Source organism: Anoxybacillus ayderensis (genome assembly GCF_000833605.1).
GTDB classification, from domain to species: Bacteria; Bacillota; Bacilli; order Bacillales; family Anoxybacillaceae; genus Anoxybacillus; species Anoxybacillus ayderensis.
Map to the genome: position 1 here is coordinate 1 of NZ_JXTG01000069.1, position 668 is coordinate 668.

The 668-nt window shown below is 50.9% G+C and carries 2 rRNA genes; both read right to left on the bottom strand.

Going from position 1 to position 668, the window contains the following annotated elements:
- Window positions 1–6 precede the first annotated feature (6 nt).
- A 5S ribosomal RNA gene (gene rrf, locus JV16_RS14955) occupies window positions 7–123 on the bottom strand.
- A 251-nt stretch (window positions 124–374) separates the two neighbouring features.
- Window positions 375–668 (bottom strand): 23S ribosomal RNA (locus JV16_RS14960); the annotation flags it as partial.

A 668-nucleotide genomic window follows, 5' to 3' on the forward strand; every position in this document is an offset into this window, starting at 1 on the left:
CATCTTGCCCGGCAACGTCCTACTCTCGCAGGCGGTGTCCCGCCAACTACCATCGGCGCTGGAGAGCTTAACTTCCGTGTTCGGGATGGGAACGGGTGTGACCTCTCCGCCATCGTCACCGAGCAAACATGCTTTAGACAAATGTTATTATAAAGGAATATTTTTTGTTGTCAAGCTTTTTTTATTCCTTCAAAACTAGATAACAGGTTTTGTGTAGTCGCCTACGCTTTTCTTGTGTCTAGCTTCGAACTAACATCCTCCTACGCCTTCGCTTTTTCCGTTCGACGTGCACGCACGTCTTCGTCAAAAGCTTTTGGCTCTGTCGGATGTTTTCTTGACTACGTCAAGAACCGTTCTCCGCTTTTCTTGTGTGCTTAGTTAAGTCCTCGATCGATTAGTATCCGTCAGCTGCACGTGTCGCCACGCTTCCACCTCGGACCTATCTACCTTGTCATCTTCAAGGGATCTTACTCGCTTGACGCGATGGGAAATCTCATCTTGAGGGGGGCTTCACGCTTAGATGCTTTCAGCGCTTATCCCTTCCGCACATAGCTACCCAGCTGTGCTCCTGGCGGAACAACTGGTACACCAGCGGTGCGTCCATCCCGGTCCTCTCGTACTAAGGACAGCTCCTCTCAAATTTCCTACGCCCGCGACGGATAGGGACC